Below are 20117 nucleotides of genomic sequence, written 5' to 3' on the forward strand. Positions count from 1 at the left end.
TCAACCTTGAGGCTTGAGATCGTCGCGGCCACTGTCGATATAAGGCGCCCAGAAATCCACCGACTCGCGGATCATCTCGATAACCTGATGGTCGACTGGTTCTCTCTCCCTGAAGGAAAGTTCAAGGCAAATTTCATTGTCGGTTCCGCCACCCTGCCTAACCGCGTCCAGCAGCTTTTGCGGAAGTATGCGGCCATCCTTGTTGTAGGCGGCCGTGAACGGCCAGTGCCCGCCCTTATTCATCGACGACTGCTTGATGTGGATGATCGGCGATTGCAAGGGAAACGCTTTCGCCCAGGCGTAGGGATCGGTGTCGGCAGGGTTGGGCGAAGTGACGTCGCCATGGTCGATGTCGACCATCATCTTCATCGGTATGGGCAGCTTCGCCGCATCGATGGCGCCTTGCAGCGTGGCGCAGCTTTCGATCGTGTGGCCGAACTCGCGGCCGACCGACATCGGCTCCCAGAACAGGTATGTCAGACCCGCCGCCTTGGCGTGTTCGGCCACCTCGCGCCAGCATTCGAGCGCGATGTCGAGCAGCGCCGCCCGCCGTTGCGGATCGTCAAAGTCCTTATGGGTGAAGATGGCGAACTGCGTGCCCATGCCCGACGCACCGAGTTCCGCGGAAATATCGGCGAAGGTCTTGAACCAGCCGACATAGTAGCGCCGGACATCCGCGTCCGGATGGCCGAAGTGATTGAGCCGGCCATAAGGTCCGGTCATGCCGGAGGTGATCCGCACGCCGGTCCGCGAAAGCGCCCTGTCGAACAGGCGCAGGAATTTGGCAATCGTTGCCGCCGGCCAGCCCGGATTGACGAATTCATGCGTCAGCTGCACGTCGCGGATACCGATGCCATAGGCAATCGCGTCGATCAAATCGTCCGGGTCGGCGAAGCGATTGACCAGCGGATTGGTGTTGAGGGAAAGCGTGAAGGCCATCAGTCTGCCGTCGCCATGATGTTATCGAACCAGTCTTCGAATGCTTTCCGCTCGGCCGCATTGAGATGCAGGCCATGTTTGGTGCGGCGTTCCAGAATATCGGCTGATGTGCCGGCCCATTCGGTCTCGGCCAGGAACCTTGCCTCCCGCTCATACAGGTCGGGACCGAAGCGGCGGCCGAGATCCGCCTCGCGCTGTGCGCCGGCGAGCAATTGCCTGGCACGGGTGCCGTAGCTTCGAGCGTAGTGCTTTACCAGCGACGGGCTGAGCCATGAAAACTCGGAATGCAGATCGCTCAGGAACTGCTCGAAGTCCGCATTGGGCAGGTCGCCTCCCGGCAAGGGAATTTTGGCTGTCCAGGCTTTCTTCATCGTCGGAAAAAACGGCTGGATCTTTTCCAGCGCGTGTTCCGACAGCTTGCGGAATGTGGTGATCTTGCCGCCGAATACCGAAAGCAGCGGCGCGTTGCCGTTGGAGGCGTCGAGTTCGAAAATATAGTCGCGCGTCACCGCGCTTGGATTGTCGGCATTGTCGTCATAGAGCGGACGCACGCCCGAGAAACTGTAGACCACGTCTTGCGCCGTCAGCTGCTGCTTGAAATAGCGATTGACGACCTTGATCAGATAATCGACTTCGCTGGCCTCGGCGGCCACTTCCTCGGGCCTGCCTTCGTAGGGAATGTCGGTCGTGCCGATCAGCGCCAGATCGTTCTCATACGGATTGACGAAGATCACCCGCTTGTCGTTGTTCTGAATGAGATAGGCTTGCCGCCCCTCCCAGAATTTGGGCACGACGATATGGCTGCCTTTCACCAGACGAACATTGCGGGTGGAATTCTGGCCGGCGACGCGGCTGATAATGTCGTTGACCCAGGGGCCTGCCGCGTTGATCAGCGCCCGCGCGCGGACCTTCGTCACCGCACCCGTGCGACCATCCTGCATGTCGATCGACCACAGTCCGTTTTCGCGGCGGGCCGCGACACAGGCGGTGCGCGTGAGCACTCTGGCACCGCGCTGCCTGGCATCCAGGGCGTTGAGCAGCACCAGGCGCGCATCGTCGACCCAGCAGTCGGAATATTCGAAACCGCGCTTGAATTCGTCCTTGATTGGCGCGCCTTCCGGCGCGGTCTTGAGGTTCAGTGTTCTTGTCCCCGGCAGGCGTTTACGGCCGCCAAGGTGGTCGTAGAGAAACAGCCCGAGCCGGACCAGCCATGCCGGCCTGTCTTGCGGGCTGTGCGGAAGAACGAAGCGCATCGGCCAGATGATGTGCGGCGCTGCCTCGAGCAGCACCTCGCGTTCGATCAGTGCTTCGCGAACCAGCCGGAATTCATAATATTCGAGGTAGCGCAGGCCGCCATGCACCAGCTTGCCGGAGCGCGAGCTCGTGCCTTGCGCGAGATCGTCCTTTTCGCACAGGATGACGGACAGCCCGCGACCTGCCGCATCACGCGCTATGCCGGCTCCATTGACGCCGCCGCCGATCACGAAGAGATCGACGACATCTGTTGTATTGCTCAAGATCTTGCTCCTGTGCGGTGCGCCATGCCCTTCCACACCGGCCGAAGCGCCTGACGCGCTGCAACGAAGGAAGGGAAGAGGGCATCGTAGGTATGCGAAAGCGCCTCGTCATAGGCATCGCAGTCGCCGAGAAGCGGCGTCACCCATTCGGCGGCGCAGTCTTCCATCGAGCCATAGACGCCGAGGCCGACGGCCGCCATCATCGCGGCGCCTGCCGCGCCGGCTTCCTGGCGACTGCTGGTGCGCACCTGCGCCCGGGTCGCCGCCGCGATGATGCGGCGTAGGGAGGGGCTGCGCGCGGCGCCGCCCGACAGGCGGATCTCGCTCGGCACGGCGCCCATCGCCTGGTAGCAATCGCGTGCGGCGAAGGCCAGTCCCTCGAGGACGCCGCGTGCCAGATCGCCAAAGCCGTGCTTGACCGAAAGGCCGATGAAGCCAGCGCGTGCGTCAGGGTCGACGAACGGCCCTCTTTCACCGGCCAGTGATATGTAGGGCTGGTAGATCAGCGATCCCGGCTCCGATGCTTCCACCCAAGTGTCGAGGGCCTTCAGCAACTCGTCATGAGAAGACTTGCCGCCAGCCGTCGCGAGCACGTCGCGCGCAAGGCCAAGCACCCAGTCTATGTTGAGCGTCGCCGCCATGTTGGATTGCAATTGTGCAAAGGCGCCTGGAATAGGCATGGCGATCGTGTAGCCGGAGCCATCGTCGTTCAGCACGACATCGTCGGGAGTGGCGGCAAAGCGTGTGTGTATGCCGGTCGAGCCGATGACCGTGCAGCCGACATTGCCCGAGGGATCATAGAGGCCGGCTCCGAGCGCCGTCATGACCATATCGACGTAACCCAGCACCACCGGCGTGCCTTCGAGCAGGCCAGTCTCTGCCGCCGCCGATCGCGACAGCGGATGATGGTCGGTGGTGCCTTCGAGCATGGGAGGCAACAGGCTGCGATGCGTCGTCAGATCCAGGATGTCGAGGGCTTCGTCGGAATAGCTGCGCGACCGAAAATCGCCGAAGGTGAAGGTTCCCTCGGAGGGATCCGTGGCGCGTTCGCCCGTCATCTTGAAGTAGAGCCAATCCTTGCAATGCAGTGCGGTCGCCGCCCGCTCCAGCATGTCGGGATGGTTCTTTCTCATGAAGGCAAGCTGGGCGCCTTGCTGGCAGGAATTCAGCCCCGTGCCGGTCAGCTCGAACCGCCTGCGATCCCGGGGATCGGCGCGCATCTCGTCCACCAGATGTCCAGCTCGGGCATCAAGCCACAGCCAGGCGCGCGAGACAGGCAAGCCGTCGCCATCGATCAGCCAGGTTCCGTCGCCCTGCCCGGTGATGGCCACCGCTGCGGTTCGTTGCACGAGGTCGGGAACCCTGGCCGCGAGATCGCGAACGGTCCGCGCCATGTCGCGCCAGGTCTGGTCGAGGTCCTGCTCGGCGCCGCCGCCTTCCAGCGTGACGAAGCTGTTGGGCACCGACGTCATGGCGAGCTGCCGCCCGGACAGGTCGAAAGCGATCGATTTGATCACCGACGTTCCCGCGTCGATGCCGATCAGCAGGTCTTTCATGCCGCAATTTCCGATTGGTTGCGAAGGCAGTTCACGAGGGCAGTCATTTCGTGGAAGAGGCAGGGAGTGTCCGCAAGGACACCCCCTGTGCAGGTTTCATTCTGACAGCACGAAGGGTGCGGTGTACTTGTCGACATTGTCCTTGGTGATGAGAAGGCAATCGAACAGCTGCTTCTCGGTCGCCGCACCGGTGGCGCCCGTCTTGATAAACGAGTCCGCCTGCTGCACGGCCTTGGCCGAGAAGATGGCGACCGGCTGAAGCACGGTGTACTGCAGTTCGCCGGACTTGATCGCCGCAACCGCATCCGGGGAGCCGTCGAAGCCACCGACCTTGATGCCGGCGAGCTTGCCGGCTTCCTTCAGCGCCGCAACCGCGCCAAGCGCCATCTCGTCATTGCCGCTGATCACGGCGATGATGTCGGGATTGGCCTGCAGCATGCTCTGCATCTTGTCGTGGCCCTGGGTACGATCCCAGTTGGCGACCTGCGAAGCAGCCTTCTCGAGATCCGGGTACTGGCTCAGCACAGTCGCGTACCCGTTCGAGCGCGTAGCGGCGTTGTTGTCAGACGGGGCGCCGAGCAGTTCGACATATTTGCCCTTTTCGCCGACGGCCTGCACCCACTGCTGGGCACCGAGAGCAGCACCCTGCGCGTTGTTGGAAACGAGCTGACCCTTGGCGAGGCCTTCTTGGTTGATCTCGGCATTGACGAGGAACACCGGGATGTTGGCTGCAATCGCCTTCTTCACCGCACCGACAGAGCCGTCAGCGTTGGCCGGATCGAGGATGATCGCCACCGACTTGTTGGTGATGGCGGTGTCGATCAAGTTGCTTTCCGTGTTGGTGTCGCCCTTGTGGGCGCCGACATTGGCCGTATAGCCGAGCTTCTCGGCTTCGGCCTTGGCGACGTTGCCCTCGGTCAGCCAGTAGGGGTTGGCCGGATCATTGACGATGATCGAGATCAGGCCCGCGGCCGACGCGGCCGCCGTAAACCCGACGACCATCGCGGCGGCGAGCAAGCTCTTAAGCATGGTTTTCATGTACATTCCTCCAATGACTACGCGGTGTTGCTGCCAGTTCATCTGGCAGTCTTCCCTTGGGCAGGATTGGCCGCTTCGGCCTTCCCCCGTTTCTGAGAAGTCGGTTGGCCACCTGTCGCGCTTGGGAGCTTGCTGCGGCGGCGATACTGAACGGCATTGAGCAGCACGGCGAGCACGATGACGGCGCCCGTGAACACTGTCTGCCAGTAGGATGAGATGCCGATGATCACCAGACCATCGGACAGGAAGCCGATGACGAAGGCCCCGAGCAGGGTTCCGCGGATGTTGCCGCGCCCGCCGGTCAGCGCCGCGCCGCCGATGACGACGGCCGCGATGGCCGTCAGTTCGTAGGTGGTGCCAGCGGTCGGCCCCGCCGAGGTCAGCTGCGAGGACAGGATCAGGCCTGCAATGGCGGCGCAGATGCCTGACAGCACATAGACGGATATCTGCACCGTCTTGACCGGGACGCCGGAGAGTTCGGCCGCGCGCTCATTGCCGCCCGAGGCGTAGAGCCAGCGCCCGAAAGCGGTGCGGTTCAGGACGATGCTGCCGATGAGCGCGATGACCACGAGAACCACGACACCGGTCGGCACGCCGAACAGGCGGTTGAAGCCAAGCGCATCGAAGCCGGTGTTTCCGAGCTCCGGCTTGCCGCCGAGATTGTTGTAGGTCAGACCGCTGGTCATCAGCAGCGCCAGGCCGCGCGCCATGTACATGACGCCAAGCGTGGCGACGAACGCCGGAACCTTGAAGCGCGCGATCAGCACGCCGTTGATCAGCCCGACAACGGCGCCGAGCATGCAGGCCAGCACAGCGACCACCCAGACCGGCGGATAGAGGACGACGCCGAGCCAATTCAGCGTCACGCCTTGCATCAGGAAGCCGGCAACGACGCCGGCCAAGCCCAGTGTCGACCCCACCGACAGATCGATGCCGCCATTGAGGATGACGAGCAGCATGCCGACGGCGAGAATTCCGAAGATGGCGACATGCGAGGCCATGGTCAGGAAGTTCGCCACCGAGAGGTAGTAGGGCGACAGGATCGAAAAGACGACGATGATGACGATCAGGGCAAAGAAAGCGCGACCCTCTAGCAGCAGCTTGGCGAGGTCGAAGCCTTCGCCGCCCGCGCTTGGACTGGACTGTTTTCTGGCCTGGCTGACGTCGGTCATGGGTCTGGGCTCCGAAATTCTGGTGATCAGGCGACCACGGCTTCGCCGGAGGCGGCCATGATCTGCTCTTTGGTGGCGTTGGCGCCGAATTCAGCTGAAATCCTGCCACGCCGCATGACGACGATGCGGTGGGCAATGCTGAGGCATTCGTTGACCTCAGAGGTCGAGAAGACGACGGCAAGCCCTTGAGCGGCGCGTTCGCTCAACAAGCGGAAGACCTCGGCCTTGGCGCCAACATCGATGCCGCGGCTCGGCTCGTCGAGGAGGATGACCTTGGGGTTGGTCGTCAGCATCTTGCCGATGACGACCTTCTGCTGATTACCGCCAGACAGCGATCCGATCATGGCGTTGCCACCAGCGGTCTTGACGGTCACCTTGCGGATCGAGTCTTCGACCAGCTCTCGCTCTCTCGAACGGGACAGAAACAGCCCCTTGGCGAACGCTTCGATGCTGGCGAGCGAGAGATTGCGGCCGACGGTCATCGTTTGCACCAGCCCGTCGCGCTGGCGGTCCTCGGGGACCAGCACAAGCCCTCTGGAGATGCGCTGCGCAATGCTCAGTCCGGAAACGTCCTCGCCTTCCAGAAGCGCGCGTCCGCCCGCCATCGGCACCCGTCCGGCGACGGCCTCCAGCAATTCCGTGCGCCCGGCGCCCATCAGCCCATAGATGCAGACGATTTCGCCTGCCCGGACGTCCAGCGACAGGTGGTCGACGACGGAATAGCCTGAGCCCGAAGTGTCAACGACACTGACATCCTCGATCGAAAGGGCGACCTCACCGAACTCATGACCGGTCGGCGGCGAACCGAGATCGAAGTTCTCGCCGACCATGTTGCGGACGATCCACTCGAGGTCGATGTTTCTGGCTTCAGCCGTCGCCGTTATCGCCCCGTCGCGCAGGACAACGGCGTAGTCGGTGATCTGCAGCGCCTCTTCGAGGTGATGTGAGATGTAGACGATGGAAACGCCGCGGCTGGTCAAATCGCGGATCACCTTGAACAGCACCTCCACCTCTGTGGCGCTGAGCGCCGAGGTCGGCTCGTCCATGATCAGGATGCGCGAATCGACCGACAGCGCCCGCGCGATCTCGACGATCTGCTGTTGGCCCAGGCGCAGATCCTCGACCAGGGTCATCGGGTCGATGTCCTCTTCGAGATCAGCCATCAGCGCGCGCGCCTGGCGCGATTCCTCGGCGAAGTCGAGGCCGGTCCTGGTGCGCAGTTCGCGGCCCATGAAGATGTTGTCGCGAACGCTGAGATTGGGCGCCAGGCTCAGTTCCTGGTGAATGATCGAGATGCCGCGATCGCGTGCGTCCGAGGATGAGGAAAAACTGACGAGATTGCCGTCGAGCACGATGTCGCCGGATGTCGGCGTGACCACGCCGGAGAGGATCTTCATCAGCGTCGACTTGCCGGCGCCATTTTCTCCGAACAGCGTGGTGACCTTGCCGCGACGGATGTCGAAATTGACGCCCTTGAGTGCATGGACGCCGCCATACGACATGACGATGTTGCGCGCCGAAAGCACGGCGTCGCCATTCGCGGGTCCGGTGTCGGCAGCCGCGCTCATTTGACCTCCAGCCTCACCGGAGTGACCAGCCAGCTCTTCGGGTTGACCAGCTTGAATGCGCCGACCACCGATATGGTCTTGCCGGTCAAGGTGCTCGTATCGACCTTGGCCAGGATTTCCTTCTTCATCTCGTTGTTCAGCGCCGAACCGGCGTCCTGGTATTCGATCTGGTTGGTGAACTGGCCGAATGTGATCTTGCCGGTGGCGTCGCGAAGCTCGGTGCCGTTGATCGCCGGTCCCGTCTGCAGGCGGATCATCAGCGTGTCCGGCACACCTTCGACGGCGACTTTGTAGATGCCCGATTTTCCTTCGCCGACGACGCCGGTGAACTTCACCGAGATGACCGGCCCAACGCCCGCCGGCACGCCGTATTCCTTTTCCGCCGTTGCCCTGTCCTTGGTGATCGCCGTCGCCACCGTTGCCGCGTCGGCGGCACGCGCTTCGACATCGGCCTGCACCTTGGGAAACTCCGACTTGCCGTAGTCGGCGGCGGAAAAGACGGCGCTGCGGACATCGCCGGCAGAGCCGATCCTGACCACGTTGGTGTCGAGCGCCATGGCGCCGAGCAGGACGACAACCGCGGCGCCGGCAAGTACCCGACGCAAGCCGGGCGAAGCCGGCCTGGTTGGTGCGGGGGCGGCCTTCGCGCTCATGACGCAACCGCCGGCAAGGCTGATCCGCGCTTGTCACGCATTTGACGATCCTCCGTTCACATGGCGCTTCGCACCATTGGGTTTGTTCTGTTCGACAAGGGCACGGGCGGTGGACTCGTCAGTGATCAGCCCGCTCAGATAGCGGCTTTCGAGCACCGCCTTGATGGCGCGTATTTTCACCTTGCCGCCGGCGACTGCGACGATCCGACGGCCCTTCAACTGGTCCCGCGGAAGCGCCAGGATTCTGTCCGACAGCGCCGTTTCCACCGGGCGTCCCTTGTCGTCGAAGAAGTGGGCGAGCAGCTCGCCGACGCCGCCATCCCGTTTGACCTCATCGATTTCGGAATGTTCGATCATGGCGGTAGCGACCAGCGAGGCTTCCCGTTCGGCGGTGCCTATGCCGACGAACATCAGGTCGGACCGGCTTGCGAGGTCGAAGACATCGCTGATGCCGCGCTGGCCAAGCAGCACTTCACGGTCCTCGGCGGTGTTGGCGACGAAAGGCACCGGCATCACATAGGCCTGCGCGCCGGTCCGCTCGGCCAGCCGATGCATGACATCGTGCGGGTTGGCCGCGAATTTGCGCGTCACGCCGCCAAGCAGCGAGACGAAACGGATATGGGCAGCGGCGGTGCGCGTCAGATACTCGACGCTTGCGGCAAGGGTACGGCCATGGCCGACGCCGATCAGCATGTCCTCGCCGCGATCGATCTCCCGCTTCAGAAACTGAGCGCCGGCGATGCCAAGCGCCTTCAGCGGCAGCTCGTCCTGATCGAGATCAGGAACGACCTCGCAGTAATCCAGCCCGTAAGCATTGATCAGCTGCTGCTCGAGGTCGATGCATTCGCCGACATCGCCGTCGATGATTACCCTGACAAGGCCATCCTGGGTGGCCCGGGTGATGAGCCGATGCGCCTTGAGGCTGGTCAGGCCGAGCCGCTTGGCCACCTGGGCCTGCGTCAGCCCCCCGGCATAGTGAAGCCAGGCCGCGCGGGTGGCGAGGCTGGACTCATGATCGCGGTTAGCGGCTCCGCCGGATTTCAAGACATCTCCTCCCTGAGATGATATTATTATCTTTGTGTGCAAAAATTTTCACATCCCTGCATCGCTGTCAATCCCTCGCCGGATTTGGCGCATGCACATACGGGGAATTCACAGGTCTCGCCCTTCCCGAAACGCCGGTCTGCCGGCATTTCGGCGGGCAACATCGACCTATTAGGAGGTGAGCATGTCACTTGATCATACGGCTATGTTAATTTAACGTCAATCTGTGTTATTTCGTGTCTGAGCCAGTAGAATTGCACAGCCATCGGCTATCAAATTTTTTGCTAACTAACTGTTTCTCAAGAATAATATCTAATATCGCAAAATCCCAACCCGCCTGTGAGTTGAGCGATTGGGGATGCGGCGCATCCTTAGGCAAACTGACCGGATTGCCTTGGGAAAGAGCATCGGCGACGGAATGATCAGCCCAGCCGCATCAGGTTCCGGTCCTCGAGTTCCAGGGCGGCGGCCTCGACTTCCTCTGCGAGGCGCCCGGCGCTCCAGCCCAGCGCCCGTCCGGCAATCGTCGCAATCTCCTGCAGATCCCGGCCCGTCAGTGACCCTGATATCGCCAGGGTGCTGCGGCGCATGACGATATCGGCCAGATGTTCGACGAACTCGGTGCGGACGATGTAGTCGATTTCCGATTTGCTGTAGCTTTCTGAATCCGGCAGCCGACCCTCATCACCCGACCCATGCGTGGCGATCTGCGTGGCTCTGGTGCCATATCGCGACAGCAGCGCCTCGAGACGCCGTCCTCCAGCGCCCGTTTCCGAGTGAGCCAGAGCCAGCCAACTTGCTCGCGCTGCGGCATCGGCCGGGAAATCCCTGCCGCCGCCGATCGGCATGGCCTGCGTCGTCACCTTGCGGCTGCGCTGCAGGCGGCCGAGCACGGTGTCGGCGACTTCCTCGGCGAAGCCGCGAAAGGTCGTCCACTTGCCGCCGATCAGCGAGATGACTGCGAAAGGTCTGTTCCCATCCGGCTCGGCGACTGGCGCCGAGTGGTCACGGCTGATTAAGCCGGGCACCGATGCATCCGAGGCCGGCAGCGGCCGGATGCCGCTATAGGCATAGACGATCTGGTCGCGTTCGAACGCCATCCCCGGCAGCAGCGTGCGTACGCTGTCGAGCAGGTACTCCACTTCGTCAGGCTCGCAGCGTACCGCGTCGGGATTGTCGGCCTTGATGTCGGTAGAGCCGACCAGCGCCAGGCCGAGATAGTCGTAGACAAGGCAGATGCGGCCGTCATCGGCCTCGAAATAGAGCATGCGCCCGGCAAGGCTTTTGACCAGCTCGTCATGCTTCAGCAGGATGTGCGAGCCCTTGGTACCGCCGATCATCTTCGACGGCGCGCCTAGCAAATCGTTGACATCGTCGATCCATGGACCGGCGGCATTGACCACCAGCTTCGGCCGCACCGAAAAGGCCGCGCCGTTTTTCGGCTGGAAGGTCAGCACGCCATCGGCGGACTTCGCCAGCGCCGTGTAGTTCGCGCTGGCCGAGGCCGTATTTGCCTGCAGCCCATCGAGGATCAGTTCGAGCACCAGCCTTTCGGGATGGCTTATCTTGGCGTCGTAATAGGTGCCGGTGGCGACGATCGAGGGGTTGAGCGCCGGCATCTTGCTGAGCGCCTGGCGCCGCCCGACCATGCGGTGACGCGGCATGACCTGGTTTCGCGAGCCGTAGAAATCATAGATCATCAGGCCGATCTTGATCAGGATGGCGCCGCGGCTGCGCGGCGCGCTGGTCGAGCCGAACAGCGTTCGCAGCGCCGCCAGCATGCCCTTGCTCCAGGAAAAGATCGGGATGACGGTCGGCAGCGGGCTGACATAGTGCGGCGCGTTTTTCAAAAGCAAATTGCGCTCGAGCGTCGATTGCGCCACCAGCCCGAATTCGCCAGTTTCTAGATATTTCAGGCCACCGTGAATGAGCCGCGATGGCGCGGCACTGGTGCCGGAGCCGAAATCCGCCTTGTCGACGATCAGGCAGTTGACGCCCTGCGCGCACAGATCGCGAAACAGTCCCGCCCCGTTGATGCCGGCGCCGAGAATGACGACGTCGACCTCGCCGGTCCTGGCCATGGCGGCCAACCGCCCGGCGGGATTTTCCGTAAATGTTGCTTCGCTTGAGCTCATGGCGCTTTCGTCTTGACGATGCGCAGCTTCACGCCGGCCCGTTCGAGGACTCGCGCCCGCGCATCGCCCAGGCCTTCGGTCGCCAGGACGACGTCGAAGCTGGTCAGATCGTCGAACACATGCAGTGCGATCCTGTCGAACTTGGCATGGTCGATCAGAAGGATGCGCTTCACCGATGCGGCCATCATCGCCTGCTTGACCCGCACGACATTGGGATCCTGGATGAAGGCCGTGGTTCCGGTGATGGCCGAAGCCGAACAGATCAGCACATTGGCGCGCAACTGCGCCACGGCGTTCTCGCAGACGATGCCGATATAGGCGTTGTAGGTGTTGTGGTACTGGCCGCCGAGACAGATGAAGTCGAGTTCGTCGACATTGGTCAGCAGTGATGCCGTCGCCACGGAGTTGGTGATGACGGTCAACGGCTTGATGTCGAGCAACAGCGTCGCGACGGCGTTTGCCGTCGAGGAATCGTCCAGCATCACCACTTGGCCGGCCTCGACATAATCGAGCGCTGCCCGCGCCAAGGCATCCTTCTCGGCCCGGTTGACCGTCACCCGGTAGCGGAAAGCGCTTTCGTAGAGGCCGGACGGCTGAACCGTCACCGCACCGTGCAGCTTGCGCAGCACACCCTGCTGCGCCAGCCGGTCGATGTGCCGGTGGATGGTCATGCGCGATACGCCGAAATGCTCGACCAGATTGTCGATGCGCACCTGGCCGAGCTTGATCACATAGTCGGCGATCTCTTCGCGTCGTTCGTCGGCCTTGATCATGCGGTTCCCCCAGTGTCTTGCCGCGCCAGCTTCTCGATCTCCGGCCAATGCGGTTCGAGCGCACCGGCTATGCGGCCATAGAGGGAAAAGCGCTCGTTGAACACAGCACTTGAGGCCGCCTTCGGCTCGTATTGGCGTGCCGTCATGCCGGCCTGCCTGGCGCCTTGTTGCGGCGTCGCGAAGATGCCCACCGCGGCACCCGCGCAAAGGGCAGCGCCAAAGGCAGCGGCCTCATCGGTCGAGGTGACGGTGACCGGGGCATTCAGCACATCGGCAAACATCTGGACGAAGGCCGGATTGCGTGAACCGCCGCCGGTCAGGCGGATTTCGCTGATGGCAAAGCCGTCGCGCAAGGCTTCGACATGGGTACGATGATTGAAAGCAATGCCCTCCAGAACCGCCTTGAGCATATCGCCGCGATTGTGCCAGCCATGAAGGCCGACAAAGCTGCCGCTGGCGACATCGCCAAAGGGGGAACCGAACAGATAGGGATGAAACAGGATGGTCGACCGCTTTTTAAGCGCCTCGTCGATCTCTGCTGCCAAAACCTCGTGGATCGAGCCACCACCGACCGATGCCCTCTCCTGTTCCGAGCGGCAGAACGTGTCGAGAAACCAATCGTAGTTCGCGGTCGAGGCCGGCGAGATCGCCATGTTGTTCCAGCGGCCGGCGTCGATGGCGTTGCGACAGAGCCAACGCGGATCGATGCGCGGTTGCGAAGAGACCACTTCGTTGATGGAATAGGTCCCCGCGACAATGGCGAGCACGCCCTCCTCATGGCCGCCCATGCCAAGTGCGGAGGCAGTTACGTCATGCAGGCCGCTCGCGACCGGTGTCCCCTTGGCAAGGCCGGTCATGTCGGCGGCCTCGGCGGTAACGTGGCCGGCGATCTCGGCCGAATGCGCCATCGGCGGCAGCGCGTCGAAAAGATCGTCCAGTTCGAAGATGCGCATCGCTTCCAGCGCGTAATCCTGCGTGCGGAAATCCGTGAATGAGGTGCTGGCCTCGGTACGGTCGGTGCCGATCGTGCCGGTCAGGCAAAAGCGCAGCCAGTCCTTGCAGGCCAGTATATGCCCGATGCGGCCATAGCGGTCGGGTTGGTTCTTCCTGATCCAGGCCAGCAGCGCCGACGGAGCCGAAACGTGCGGCGCCTGTCCGGTGCGCGCCAACGCATTTTGGAAGACCCCGTCCGCCGACCATTGTTCGACAATCTCGCCGGCGCGGCTGTCGAGCGACAGGATTCCAGGCCCCAGCGGCCGACGATCCTTGTCGAGCAAATAGAGACCGTCGCCATGCGCGGTTGCCGCCACCGCCCTGATGTCGTCCGCCGGGCGGCCACACAGCGCGATCGCCTCCTTGATTGCGTCGGCGGTGGCTTGCCAGAGGCCGGCCATGTCGCGCTCCACCCATCGCGCATGGGGCATCAATTGCGGAACCCGCCGACGCGCCACCGACAACTGCGTGCCATCGGCATCAAAGATCACCGCCTTGGTGACCGTGAGACCGTTATCGATTCCGAGCAAACTGGGCATGGGCGCCGCCGCTTTCAGCAACTGGTGAAGGGCGCTGCAAGGCAATCCTGCAGGGTGGGATAGAGATGACAGACATGACGACAATCAACGAGCAACGGTGATACAAAAGCGACGCATCCGACGCGGCAAACAGACCATAATAGCATGTTAAGTTAACGTCAACATGTGAGATATTTTTGCGGAAAAGTCTGACGTCATCTGCGACAAAAATTGCCATCCACTCGTACCGCATCCGATGCGGGACGAAGTTCCGGCCAATGCCCAACTGGCCGGATGACCCTCAACCCTGCGCGGCGAGCCAGGGAGCGCGGTACGACTGACGCCGAACGCGCTTCGACTGGCTTTGCAAGTTCCGTGCGCAACGACCGGACAACCCGCGCTTCGGCGCCGTTCAAAGAAAACGCGACGACTCAAGAAGCTCAGCCACCCCGTCCAGTTCCTTGTGCAGGCGATGCCAGCGACGGTCGAGATAAACAAGCGAATGCGCCTCCGGGGGGACCTCGTCCGGCTGCACCTCGCCGTCAAGGAGTTCGGCCGCGACCAGCGTCGCGCCCTCGATCGGCAGGATGCCGAGCCGACGGGCGCGGAACCAGGTCGAAACGCCGGTATAGCGGGGTTCGCCCGTAGGCAGCCGCGCCCAGGCGCCTCCCGGCGGGAAACGTTCCGCGCCGCTCGACGCGCAGAGCTGCGCCAGGTCGATATCAGTGAAGCGCAGCAGGTGGATCACCATGGTCTCGGCCCGTAGCAAGGGCTCGGACGAAGTCGATTTCATGGAGAGCGAGAAAGCGACGACCGGCGGCGCGGCACTTACCGAGATCAGCGAGGATACGGTCATCGCCACCGGCCTGTCGCCGGGGTCGGCCGTGATCACGGCAACACCGGCCGGATGGTGGCGAAAGGCTTCGCGGAAGGCGTTGGTCATCGGATGCGGGAAGCTCATCGACGTCTCTCTTCTGCAGCGTGAATAAGGGCCGGACGGCGTCCGCCGTCCGGCCCTTGCGGACTACTTCTTCTCGATCAGGTCGTAGAACTGCCAGGTGCGATCGCTCCACAGACCGCCGATGTCGCGGCCGGCCGAGGTGACTATCGACGGCGCGATCGTGAAGTGGTTGGCCGCCACCATCATCTCGCGGAAGGTCCGCTGGATCACACCGGCGCGCAGCGACGCGCCGCCGCCCGCGCGGTAGGCGAAGTTGCAGATATCGACGCCAACCTCGTGAATCTCGGATTTGGCCAGATGGACAAGGCTGATCTGCCGCGTCGATACGCTGTTGCCGGCTTCGACCGTCGCCTCGATGTCGCGCCAGACTTCGAAGACGAAGGCGCGGGCAGCGCGATAGCGGGCTTCGGCGCGGCCATAGTCGTGCCAGAACTTCTCGCTCTCGCCGATCAGTCCGGCGCGGCCTGACTTGCTGCGGGCGAACTTGGCAATCTCGTCCAGCATCCGCCGCCCGGTGCCGAGCGCCCAGCCGGTATGACCGATGGCGGCGAGGCCCACGACACCGAGACTGAAGAACTCCTTCTGGCGCAGCGGCGGTGCGGTCAGGATCGGGAAGACGAGATCGTCGGCGATGAAGACATCCTCGGCCGCATAGTCGATGCTGCCGGTGCCGCCGAGGCCCAGAACGTCCCAATTGCCGAGCTGCTTGTGCTGGGAGATCGGGGCATGGGCGCACATGATAATCAAATTGCCCTTGTCGTCCTTGGCGGGCTTGCCGGTGCCGTCGTCGACGAAGGCGGCACTGTGGCTATAGGTGGCGTGGCTGAAGCCGCTGCCATAGCTCCACTTGCCGTTCAGCCGGTAACCACCGTCGACCTTCTTCAGCATGCCGAGCGGCGCGCCCTGCCCCGAGAAACGGTTGTCGGTGCCCGGTGCGAACAGCCGCTCGACCGCGCTATCCGGCAGAAAGGCCGCCGACATCGCACCGATGCAGCAATGCACCATTGAAACCCAGCCGGCCGCCCCGGAGTGCCAGGTGATCGCCGCCAGCAGTTCGAGACCCTGGGTGGGTCGCAGCTGCGCACCGCCGAGGCTCTCCGCGGCGAAGATATGCGACATGCGCAGCGGCTTCAGCAGCTCGAACGTGGCCGCAGTCAGTTCGCCATTCTCCTCATCGGTGGTGGCGTTGGCTTCCAGGGCCGGCCCGATCTCCGCGATCTTGCTGAGCAAGTCGCGATAGTCGGTGGTCGTCCCCCACGAGCCGTGCTTGATGGGTTTGTTCATTGTCTTCTCCTCCTTTTCAAATGCGGTCAGCCGGCGAGGAAATCGCCGATCTTCCTGAGTGTTTCGGGTTTCTCCTGCATGACGAAATGGCCGGCATCCTCGACCAGGATCAGGCGTGCGTCGGGCAGGGCTTCGACGAAGAGCGGCGCCTGGCCAGCTGGCAGCAGACGGTCCCTGGTGCCCCAGACGACCAGCGTCGGATTGGCGATGCGCGCCAGGAAGCGCCGCAGGTTCGGATGGCCCATGCCGAACGGCGCCAGCAACCGGCCGAGCGTCTCTCCTTCGCGGGCGCGATCGGCGCCGAAGGCCTCCGCAAAGGCGGGATCCGAGCCGTCGGGGAAATAGCGCAGCGCCACCGAGACGTCATGCGCCAGATAGGCCGGCAGCTCCTGCGGCGCGACCGCGCCCAGATCGGTGGCCGGATGCGCGGGGTCGTTGAGCCCTGCCGGCGCGATCAGCACCACCTTGTCGAAACGCTCGCGCGCAAGGCCGGCGAGCTCCGTCGCCATCCAGCCGCCCATGGAAAAGCCGATGAGATGAGGCTTCTCCGGCAGGTTCAGAACATCGAGCAGGTTCAGGTAGTGCAGAACCATGTCGGACATCCCGGTCACATGCGGCGCAGCGCCCGAAAAGCCGAAGCCCGGATGGCTCGCGCAAAGCACGCGGAAACGGTCGGCGAGGCCTTCGGCGAAGTCGAAACCTTCAAGCGTCGAGGCGCCGTGCAGGAACAGCACGGGCTTTCCCTCACCAATGGCCTTCACCACCGTTTTGGTGCCAGCGACATCGTATTTGAGCGTTTCGAATTGAACGGCCATTTTATTCCTCCTCAAACAAGGTCCGGCTGGATCAGCACTTTGCATTGCGTTGTGCGGCGGCGAAGGCTCTCGAATATCTGCGGAACCGGCGAGAGGTCGATCCGATCGGTGATCAGCGCCTGCGGTGCGAAAGGTCCGCCGCGCAGCGCATCGAGGGCGACGCCGAATTCGTTGCGCTGATGGAAGAAGACCGAGAAGAGCAGGTTCACTTCCTTGGTCAGCGCGACGAACGGATCCCATTCGTCGCCGCCGATACACAGGCCGACGCCGACCACTGTGCCCTGCAACCGGACCGCCTTGACCGCTGCGTCGATGAGGCCGCGCTTGCCGACGCATTCGAAGACGATATCGGTTGCACCGCCGCAGAGATCGGCAAGGTTCTCCGCCAGCCTGTTGCCCGATAGCGCGAAACCGGTCGCGCCAAGCGCAAGCGCACGGTCACGCTGATGGCTGTGGATATCGGCCACGACCACACACGACGCTCCCAGCCGCCGCGCCCAGAAGGCGACGAGCAGGCCGATCGGCCCGGCGCCCAGGATGGCGACCCGGTCTCCCGGTTTCATACCCGAGCGGATGATGCAATGCAGCGCGACCGAGAGCGGTTCGGCCAGCGCGCCATCCTCCAGCGCAACGTCGTCGGGCAAGACATGGCACTGGCGCGCGGCGACGGCCGCGTATTGCGCATAGCCGCCACCAATCAGCACCATGTCGGGACAGCGGCCTGGATCGCCGCGCCTGCAGGCCTGGCAGTGCCCGCAGCCGTGCATCGGCACGACGGCCACACGCTCACCGATCCGAAGGCTCGCCACCCGTGATCCCAGCGCGATGATGTCGCCGGCGAATTCATGGCCAAGAACGAAACCTCCACCGATGCCGAAAGGCACCGGATCCTCGGTGATATGCAGGTCGCTGCCGCAGATGCCGCAGGCTGCGATGCGCAAGACGACCTCATCCGGCGCCGGCGTCGGATCCGGCACCGTGCCGATCCGCAGCGGACTGCCGACCGTATCGAAGATGGCTGCTTTCATAAAAACCCTCCCTCTCAGCGGTTCGGATCGACGAGCCTGCGTCGGATCGGGAACCATGGCGCATCCCACCGTTTCGAGATCAGGCCCCAGATGCCGGTGCGGGCGTAGAGCGCCACCAGCAGCGTCATCAGGCCGAGGACGACGAAATAGCTCGCGCCGTATTCACCGAACCAGCGGTCCGCGATGAAGAAAATCAGGGATCCGATCAGAACGCCCTCGATGGACCCTATCCCGCCGACCATGACGATGAAGATCGCGACGTTCGCCCACATCGGATCAAAGGCCGAACCCGGGGTGATGCGCAGTTGCGCCATGAAATAGATGGCGCCCGCAAGGCCGCAGCCGACCGCCGACGCGACGTAGATCAGGAAGCGCAGCTTGACGACATTCACGCCCTGGCTCGCGGCCGCGACCGGATTGTCGCGCATGGCGATCAGCGCAAGGCCGAAGCGCGAGCGAAGCAGCCAATAGCTGCCGCCCAGCGTGACGAGCAGCATCCCCGCGCAGAGCAGCGACATGGCGACATTCCGCTCGAAGGCCGAATAGTCCTTCATCACGCGAAGCGACATCCCCGCGCCGGAATTGACGAGCGGGAGATTCGAGGCGGCCAGCCGGAATACCTCGGCCACCACCCATGTGCCGATCGAAAAATAGGGGCCATCCAGGCGATGCAGCAGCAGGTAGATCGGCACGGCCAGCGCGGCCGGCGCCAGCAGCGAAAGGAAGACCGCCACAAACGGATTGATGCCGTAAGTCTGCGCCAGCACGAAAAGCGCATAGCCGGCAGCACCCATGAAGGCGTGCTGGCCCACCGAGACGAGGCCGGCATAGCCGGCTAGCAGGTTCCACATCTGCGCGACGGCGATGTAGCAGCACAGCACCAGAATCGACCGGATCGTGCCGGTCGAGGCCCACCACGGCATGGCGGCGACACCGATCAGCGCCAGCACAGCCAGCGTCATCGCGATGCGACCGGACCGGGTCTGGCGCTGGACCAGGACCTCAGGCACCTCGGTTGCCACATAGGGGATCGCACTCATGACAATGCCTTTCCAAACAGGCCCTGCGGGCGGGTCGCCAGCACGATCAGGAAGACGATGTGTCCGGCGAGCACGCCGAAGCCCGGATCGATGCGGAAGCCGACGGCCTGCGAGATGCCGAGGACCATCGAGCCGGCGAAGGCGCCCCATACCGTACCCATGCCGCCGATGATCACCGCTTCGAACGCGTAGATAAGCTGGGCAGGTCCATCGGCCGGCGCAACGGTCGACCGCAGCGCCTGGAAGACGGCCGCAAAGCCGAGGATGCCGACCGCCGCCGCTGTCGCCATCGCATAGACGGCGCGCGGGTTGATGCCGGTCATCGCCGCCGCCTCGACATCGGCCGACGCGGCGCGGAGCGCCCGGCCGAAGCGCGTGCGCTTCAGCGTCAGGTCGAGGCCCCATGTCAGTCCCGTGGCGACCGCCAGCACGATCAGCGGCAGGAGGCCGATATAGATACCGCCGATCTCGATGGACTGGCTCTCGATCCCGTGGCCCGGCAACGACCGGCTGTTCGCGGACCATATCTGGAGCATCAGGTTCTGCAGCGCGATCGACAGTCCGAAGGTCGCGATCAGCGAGGGCAGCGGATCGCTGCCCACCACGCGGTTCAGCACGGCCTTCTGCAGCACCCAGCCCATCAGCACCGCGAGCGGCACCAGCACGATCAGCACAGGCAGCGGTCCCAGACCCCAGGCCGTGGCGATCGAAATGCCGATCAGCGACAAAAGGATCACCAGATCGCCGTGGCTGATGTTGACGATCCGCATGACGCCGAACATCAGCGCCATGCCGAGCGCATACTGGGCATACATGCCGCCCAGCAGGATCCCCTGCACCAAGGCGTCAAACCACTCCATGGCCCGCTCCAAAATAGGCTTTGCCGATCTGCTCGCGCGTGATCTCGGCGGACTTGCCGGTCAGGGTCACGCGCCCCTCCAGCATGCAGTAGAGGCGGTCCGAGGCGGTTCGGGCGAGACCGACATCCTGCTCGACCACGATCATCGCCGTTCCAGTGGCGCGGATTTCGGGCAAGGCGGCATAGATCTCGCGGATCACCTTGGGCGCAAGACCGAGGCTGAT

17 protein-coding genes and 1 pseudogene are annotated in these 20117 nt (G+C 63.5%); all 18 read right to left on the minus strand.

Annotated elements, in window-relative coordinates; genetic code table 11:
* Positions 1-939 carry a sugar phosphate isomerase/epimerase family protein gene (locus NKK51_RS24975; RefSeq protein ID WP_352554929.1) on the minus strand — a complete coding sequence of 313 codons (939 nt, stop codon included), beginning with the start codon at positions 937-939 and terminating at the stop codon, positions 1-3.
* Entirely contained in the window at positions 939-2456 is a 1518-nt protein-coding gene (locus NKK51_RS24980) for a glycerol-3-phosphate dehydrogenase (protein WP_352554930.1), read from the minus strand. Before NKK51_RS24980 ends, NKK51_RS24975 begins: the two co-directional genes overlap by 1 nt.
* A complete protein-coding gene (locus NKK51_RS24985; RefSeq protein WP_352554931.1) occupies positions 2453-4012 on the minus strand; it encodes an FGGY-family carbohydrate kinase in 1560 nt (519 codons plus the stop codon). Before NKK51_RS24985 ends, NKK51_RS24980 begins: the two co-directional genes overlap by 4 nt.
* Positions 4013-4108: 96 nt before the next feature.
* Positions 4109-5050, minus strand: a complete 942-nt coding sequence (locus NKK51_RS24990) for a D-ribose ABC transporter substrate-binding protein (protein ID WP_013533072.1) — start codon at positions 5048-5050, stop codon at positions 4109-4111.
* 38 nt (positions 5051-5088) lie between these two features.
* Complete coding sequence (locus tag NKK51_RS24995) at positions 5089-6222, minus strand: ABC transporter permease (protein WP_352554932.1); 1134 nt, start codon at positions 6220-6222, stop codon at positions 5089-5091.
* Between the two features lie 26 nt (positions 6223-6248).
* On the minus strand, positions 6249-7790 hold the full coding sequence (locus NKK51_RS25000) for a sugar ABC transporter ATP-binding protein (RefSeq protein ID WP_352554933.1): 1542 nt from the start codon (positions 7788-7790) through the stop codon (positions 6249-6251).
* Positions 7787-8443 (minus strand): DUF2291 family protein, encoded by a 657-nt coding sequence (locus NKK51_RS25005; RefSeq protein WP_352554934.1) that lies wholly within the window; start codon positions 8441-8443, stop codon positions 7787-7789. The genes NKK51_RS25000 and NKK51_RS25005 overlap by 4 nt, the downstream gene beginning before the upstream one ends.
* A gap of 33 nt (positions 8444-8476) precedes the next feature.
* Positions 8477-9487, minus strand: coding sequence for a sugar-binding transcriptional regulator (locus NKK51_RS25010; RefSeq protein ID WP_127296545.1), 1011 nt, complete (start codon positions 9485-9487; stop codon positions 8477-8479).
* 422 nt (positions 9488-9909) lie between these two features.
* On the minus strand, positions 9910-11568 hold the full coding sequence (locus tag NKK51_RS25015; protein WP_352554938.1) for a glycerol-3-phosphate dehydrogenase/oxidase: 1659 nt from the start codon (positions 11566-11568) through the stop codon (positions 9910-9912).
* 50 nt (positions 11569-11618) lie between these two features.
* A complete protein-coding gene (locus NKK51_RS25020) occupies positions 11619-12395 on the minus strand; it encodes a DeoR/GlpR family DNA-binding transcription regulator (protein ID WP_128302317.1) in 777 nt (258 codons plus the stop codon).
* Entirely contained in the window at positions 12392-13927 is a 1536-nt protein-coding gene (locus NKK51_RS25025) for an FGGY-family carbohydrate kinase (protein WP_352554935.1), read from the minus strand. The genes NKK51_RS25020 and NKK51_RS25025 overlap by 4 nt, the downstream gene beginning before the upstream one ends.
* A 391-nt stretch (positions 13928-14318) precedes the next feature.
* Positions 14319-14867 (minus strand): flavin reductase family protein, encoded by a 549-nt coding sequence (locus NKK51_RS25030; RefSeq protein WP_127255083.1) that lies wholly within the window; start codon positions 14865-14867, stop codon positions 14319-14321.
* Positions 14868-14930: 63 nt separating this feature from the next.
* The gene (locus NKK51_RS25035; protein WP_023808917.1) at positions 14931-16151 is read right to left on the minus strand and encodes an acyl-CoA dehydrogenase family protein; all 1221 of its coding nucleotides are present in this window, start codon (positions 16149-16151) and stop codon (positions 14931-14933) included.
* Positions 16152-16177: 26 nt separating this feature from the next.
* A complete protein-coding gene (locus NKK51_RS25040) occupies positions 16178-16966 on the minus strand; it encodes an alpha/beta fold hydrolase (protein WP_023808918.1) in 789 nt (262 codons plus the stop codon).
* An 11-nt stretch (positions 16967-16977) separates the two neighbouring features.
* Positions 16978-17994, minus strand: coding sequence for a zinc-dependent alcohol dehydrogenase (locus tag NKK51_RS25045; protein ID WP_128302313.1), 1017 nt, complete (start codon positions 17992-17994; stop codon positions 16978-16980).
* A gap of 14 nt (positions 17995-18008) precedes the next feature.
* On the minus strand, positions 18009-19034 hold the full coding sequence (locus NKK51_RS25050; protein ID WP_352440104.1) for a branched-chain amino acid ABC transporter permease: 1026 nt from the start codon (positions 19032-19034) through the stop codon (positions 18009-18011).
* Complete coding sequence (locus NKK51_RS25055) at positions 19031-19894, minus strand: branched-chain amino acid ABC transporter permease (protein WP_352554936.1); 864 nt, start codon at positions 19892-19894, stop codon at positions 19031-19033. Before NKK51_RS25055 ends, NKK51_RS25050 begins: the two co-directional genes overlap by 4 nt.
* Positions 19881-20117 (minus strand): annotated as a pseudogene (locus tag NKK51_RS25060) (ABC transporter ATP-binding protein); the annotation flags it as partial. The pseudogene NKK51_RS25060 and the gene NKK51_RS25055, both read right to left, overlap by 14 nt.

This window comes from Mesorhizobium sp. M0011, from assembly GCF_040324155.1.
GTDB lineage: Bacteria > Pseudomonadota > Alphaproteobacteria > Rhizobiales > Rhizobiaceae > Mesorhizobium.